Source organism: Methanospirillum sp. (assembly GCF_028679455.1).
Lineage (GTDB): Archaea > Halobacteriota > Methanomicrobia > Methanomicrobiales > Methanospirillaceae > Methanospirillum.
Genome location: NZ_JAJRBM010000396.1, coordinates 1 through 6,239, shown reverse-complemented (window position 1 = coordinate 6,239; position 6,239 = coordinate 1). Strand labels below are relative to the sequence as shown.

General features: G+C 43.0%; 3 protein-coding genes. All 3 read left to right on the top strand.

From position 1 onward, the window contains the following. Positions 1-366 precede the first annotated feature (366 nt). Positions 367-2,160 (top strand): PAS domain S-box protein, encoded by a 1,794-nt coding sequence (locus LUQ50_RS13505; protein WP_300040531.1) that lies wholly within the window; start codon positions 367-369, stop codon positions 2,158-2,160. 167 nt (positions 2,161-2,327) lie between these two features. After that, positions 2,328-4,436, top strand: coding sequence for a methyl-accepting chemotaxis protein (locus LUQ50_RS13500; protein WP_300040529.1), 2,109 nt, complete (start codon positions 2,328-2,330; stop codon positions 4,434-4,436). Between the two features lie 286 nt (positions 4,437-4,722). Then, positions 4,723-6,239: AAA family ATPase (locus LUQ50_RS13495; protein WP_300040527.1), on the top strand; the 1,517-nt coding region annotated here is incomplete at its 3' end.

Here is a 6,239-nt window from a genome sequence, read left to right as displayed (position 1 = left end):
GTGTTGCTGCTCGTCGCAGGAAGACCCTGATATCCCTCGTCACGTAAATTTGTATCAAACTCCTGGTTTTATCAAATAATTATGGGATCATCAGCACAAGATCAACAGGGAGATTGCCTGGTTTTTCAAAATCAGACTGAAGCGGATTAACGACCACGATGTGAATGTCTTTGCCGGTTTGGATCCCTCATCTGTCAGGCTCTTCATCAGTTCGGTTTGTCCTGAGTGCCATTGCGATAATCTCACTGTTCCATCGGGTCCCTATTATATTGTAATCTTCATAATTCGCTCGCTGTTGACAATTTGAGCCAATATACTAATACCAGCGTATGCATATCTCTACACATTCAGTGATTTCAGGTTATTATGTCAGAACAGAATGATATTTTCATTTCCGGCTATGATACATTTACCGATGGAATACTAATCACTGACAATACCTTCTCTCTCCTCTCTTGTAATCAGGCATGGAAACAACTCTTCAATCTTCCTGGAGACTGGACTGCTCACCATTTTGATGAGTTCGTCCAAATTCTCTCTGAACGACGTGTTGAAACCGAACCTCTCTACAGCATCCTGGCCGGGATCCGATCCAATCCCTTATGGGCTGGCTCCCTGGATCTTATGGCACCAAATGGGCAAAAGATACATCTTCAGTCCAGACCGATCCCGGATACAAACAAAGCATGCATCGGAAGAATCTGGATATGCACGGATGTTTCTGAAATACCGGTAACTGGTGAACGGTTGGAACACTCTGAAAAGTTATTTAAGATGATATTTGACCTGATTCCTGAAGGAATTGCAATAACAGATCTTACGAACGGTACATTCTTTGAAGTAAACTCTCATTTTAACCAGTGGTGGGGGTATGCCCGCGAAGAAGTTATCGGAAAAAGTGCGATAGATCTCGACTTCTGGGTTGACATTAATCAGAGGATCGACATCGTGAACCTGATAAAACGGGATGGTTCATGTAAACTGGTTCCGGTAAAGATGAGAGGAAAAGATAAAAAGGTGAGAAATATCCTCTTTTCGGGAAGGATCATTACCATTGATGGAACCCCCTATCTGCTGTCAATTCCTTTCGATGTAACCGAACTAATGCAATATGAAGAAAAAGTCAGGTCTCTTGCTTCATTTATCGAATTAAACCCAAATCCGATCTTTGAAATCAACGAATCCGGAACCATCACGATGAATAATGAGGCAACGGTACAGGTCATTCACGACCTTACCGGAACAAATGATATCTATCGATTTATTCCAGATGATCTGAATGAGATATTGTATGCCATACAGAATGGTATTGAAACGACGTTTAACCGGGAAATTATCGTTGAAGAGAGAACATTTATTGAATATATCTATGTTACAAACCGGTATCATACTGCACGTATCTATCTGACCGATATAACCAAAAGGAAAAGGGCTGAACTTGAATTAATGCAGAAAAATGACGATATCGCTGCTGCATATGAGGAAATTACTTCAACAGAAGAAGAACTCAGGCAGAATTATGATCGTCTCGTAGAGCAGGAGCACATCCTTTATGAAAGTGAAAAAAAACTCAAGATGATTGTAGATCACATTCCCGGCCTTGTCCTGACAACAGACGCCGACATGAATGTAAAAAGTATCTTCGGTGCTGCTCTCGCAAAGATTGGCCTTACTCCCAATACAGGAGTCGGGCATAAGATTAAGGATCTCTTTGAATCTATTGATGCAAGTCTGTTGGATGCCCATAATCAGGCATTACAGGGTGTGGTCTCAACAATTGAAGGATATTATCGTGAAAGAACCTTCCTGCTGTATGCCTCTCCAATTTGTGATGCATCAGATACGATTACCGGCACCATTGGTATCGCGATTGATATCACCGAACAGAAAACATTAGAAAAGGAACGAAAAAATCTCCTCATCCAACTGGAAAAGAACCTGGTTGAACTAGCTTTTTTGAACGATAAAATTAGAAATCCCCTTGCTATTATCTCCTCACTGGTTGATCTGCATGCCCCGGAGATTGAAGAACCAGTCAATCGCTGTGTGCAGGATATTGATGATATCATCGATAATCTGGATAAACGGTGGATCGAATCAGAAAAGACGATCAATTTCCTGCAAAAACACTATGGCATCAATGTTGAGTTTCAGAAATAATTTTTGATTTCAATATTAATCATGAAAATGCAATGTGTTCTCATCCGTTGAGCCTGTTGAGATTCATCATTGCGTTTTTAAATGTAGTTTTCCCCATAAAATCCGTCCATACATTAAAGTGTTGAAGGGGAGATACTGACCGATCATATGTTTTGGAGATGTTGGGGATGAAGTATTTAGACAACATGCGGGTTGGAAGAAAATTAATTGGCTCTTTTCTCCTGATCGTCGGTATTCTATTAATCGTTGGAATAATCGGAGTATTCAGTGTGGTTACCCTGAGTTCCTATCTAGATCAGATCAATGAGAACCAGCTTATTCCTACTCAAAAACTAGGGATTATCAATGCGGATATCTGGCGTCTTCGAGGCAATACTGCTGGATATGTTGCGTTACCAACAAACCGGGAAAACCTCCGCAAGCAGAGTGAAGCATTGATTGCATCGATGGATGCAAACATTAGTTCCTATCAGATGTATGTAGAAACAGACGAGGAAAAACTCATCTATACACGCCTGGTTGATTCCTGGCATACCTACCTGACTGCGATTGATACCTTCAATGGTGTAATTGATTCTGGAAATGCAGAAGCCATCATTACTACCATGACAACGGGGGATCTGATTACCGCTCGTGCTGACGCTTCATCGGCAATTCAGGACCTTGTTGCCTATAAAATAAAAAATGCCAATTCTCTTGCTGAAAAAGCTAGAAATACCGTTACAATAATTATGGCCCTTATTATTGGTGCCATAATTATTGGAACAATCATTGCCGTTGGTCTCGGAGTTCTAATCAGCCGTAGTATCACCATCCCGCTTTCAAAAGCAGTCCAGATGATTCGGGAGATGAGTCTTGGACACCTTGGCAACCGACTCAATTACCGCAGAAATGATGAAATTGGAGAACTGACATCAGTGATGGATACATTTTCTGATGATCTTCAGCATACCGTAGTCGCATCATTAAAAAAGATAGCACAGGGAGATCTTTCTGTAACCGTTACTCCAAAGGATGAACAGGATGAAATATCCATCGCGTTAGTACAACTGATATCCAGCCTTCAAAATATTATTCAGGAGATTGGTTATCTAATAACCGAAGCTGAAGAAGGAAGGCTTCAAAAACGTGGAGATCTGACCATGTTTGTCGGAGCATATCAGCATATTATTGTTGGAATTAATAATATGCTTGATGCAATTACTATTCCTCTCAATGAGGCACTCCGGGTTGCAGAGCTTTTCTCACATGCGAAATTTTCTGCGCGATTTGATGAAGATGTGATGACCAACGGAGACCTGATTGCTCTCAAACAGGGGCTTAATACCATTGGCTTTGAGCTCTCGCTTGCGATAACAGATGTATCTGAACAAGTGGCTACGCTGACCGCTTCATCTCAGGAAGCAGCAGCGAGTGTTCAGGAAGTAACTGCCGGATCTGCCTCAATTGCTCAAAGTTCCAGCATTGTCAGTGCAAATGCTGATACCAGTGTTCAGGCAGTGGAGCAGGTACTGGTGGCAATGGAGGAACTGAGTTCATCGGTTACCACGGTTGCTACCAAGGTGGATGCGGTAAGCCGGCTTACTCAGGGGGCAAATGCTACTTCAACAGCTGGTGTCAAAAAGGCAGTTGTTGCAGAGGACGGCATTCATGCAATCAACACCGCAGTGAGTGATGTTGGAGTAATTATTTCTGATATTAATGATCAGATGAAGGAGATTGGAAAAATTGTTGAAATAATAGGTGGAATTGCTGACCAGACCAACCTTTTGGCATTAAATGCTGCAATTGAGGCAGCACGTGCCGGTGATGCAGGAAGGGGATTTGCGGTTGTTGCTGATGAAGTCAAGACGCTGGCACAGGAATCACAAGGGTCTACGGAAAGTATTGCAAAAATAATCAACTCCCTGCAAAGTAAGTCGCTGCGAGCTGGAAAAGCCATGAACCAGGCAACCGATGAAGTGTCTAAAGGTTCAACCGCCATAACTGAAACGATCCAGTATTTCAATTCTATTGCTGAGCAGGTTGAGGAAATTTCGAATAACATGACCGAAATTGCAGGTCTTTCAGAAGAGGAAGCTGCTGCGGTTGAAGAGATAACCGCAAGTGTTTCAGAAGTGAAAAATATGTCTGTTGAGACTGCCAAAGAAGCGATATCCTCTGCTTCAGCATCTGAAGAATCGTCAGCTGCATTAAATCAGATCTCCACAATAATTAGCGATCTCTCGGTGATTGCTACCAGGATCGAAGATTCCATGTCCCGATTGAATGGATAAACCGGTATCCCAAATTTTTCACGTATACAGGCCCTTCCTATATTGGTGGGTTGATATGACTGAACCATGCCGCATTGTCATATTCTTCAATTTATTTTGTATACCCCCTGTGTTCTGTAAGAATATCTCAGTGATGCAACTATTTTTCAATTCTCGTCGGATTATTGAGTAATTATAATCCTCTTGTTGGCAGCCTAATCAGAACTATCATATCGAGTTTTTAATATATATCCTTATAATATCACCTGGTTTCAGCGTTTCTTTTTTATCCCATAACCCATATATCGTGACGTATCTGCATACGGTGGATGAGGTTCTGCATGTGAAAAAAGCGGAGGATATTCTGATACATGAGGGAAAAGAGACCTGCATATATCTGCATGAAGGCTACGACTGCAAAGAACGATACCTCTACAAACTCCTGAATGGATCTTCTCCTCCTGCAGCAAAGCAAACTCTCTCTGAAGAATACCGTATAACTCAGGAGATCTCTTCAGAAAAAGTCAGAAAAGCAATAACTCAAAAGGTCATCAACGGTCAGGACGCGCTCATCCTCGAATATATTGAGGGAGAGCCGTTGTCCTCCTATTTTGAAAATACACCCAGAACCAATGAGAATTTTCTTAAGGTTGCGATCGAGACTGCCGAATCGGTTGTACGGCTTCATGATATGGGTTATATGCATAAGAACCTGACCGGTGAGAATCTTCTCCTTGAATCAGCATCAGGTCATGTTATCATCATTGATCTGGGGATGGCAGAACGATATGTCACCTCACGGTTCGCAGATCCTGCATTTCCTCAGGGTTCACTCAGCCATATCGCTCCCGAACAGACCGGGAGAATGAACCGTGGGTATGATACACGAGCTGATCTATATGCCCTCGGAGTCACGTTCTATCACCTTTTGACCGGAAAACTCCCGTTTAAAAGTTCTGAACCGCTTGAACTGATTCACAGCCACCTCGCCAGATCACCACCTCCGCTCTCTGATCTTAATCCTGAAATTTCAGCCCAGATATCAGATATTCTCATGCATCTCCTCGAGAAAGATCCTGATGCCCGGTACCAGACTGCATATGGATTACTCTACGATCTTACCCGGTGTCATGATAATCTCAAAGCTTCTGGGCGTATCGATCACTTTCAGGTTGGAGTACATGACTACTCGGGGGAGCTTCGGTTTCCCAAAAAGTTGTATGGAAGAGACCTTGAACAGGATCAGGTGCAGGGTATCTTTGCCAAGGTCAGAACAGGAGAGTCAGAACTCCTGTTGGTGAACGGGTACTCGGGCGTTGGAAAAACCACGCTGGTGAACGAGATCAAGCCAGTAGTCTTTGGTTTTGGCGGGTTCTATGTAGAGGGAAAGTATGATCAGTTCCTGAAGAATAGTCCGTATGCTGGTTGGATCTCTGCCCTCACCGCACTGGTTTATCAGTTTTTGATGATGAACGATGAAGATCTCAAGGACTTATCTGAGAGAATCCAGGATGCGGTGGGAACGATTGGAAACGTCCTCACCAACCTGATTCCTGACCTTGAACACGTGATCGGAACACAACCTCCAGTTCCTGAACTCGGAGGCCGGGAAGCGAGTAACCGGTTTAACTACGTGTTTCAGCGGTTTATTACCAGTGTTGCGAGTCCTGAACATCCCCTTGTTGTTTTTCTCGATGACCTCCAATGGGTAGACACGGGATCTCTTGAACTCCTGGATACCTTGATGAACAGTCCTGGAATCAGGTCTTTTCTCGTGATAGGAGCATATCGCGATAATGAGGTCGGGGTAGATCATCCCCTTGC

Coding starts and splice junctions, on each gene's coding strand:
- LUQ50_RS13505 (WP_300040531.1), top strand. CDS start 367: ATGTCAGAACAGAATGATATTTTCATTTCCGGCTATGATACATTTACC.
- LUQ50_RS13500 (WP_300040529.1), top strand. CDS start 2,328: ATGAAGTATTTAGACAACATGCGGGTTGGAAGAAAATTAATTGGCTCT.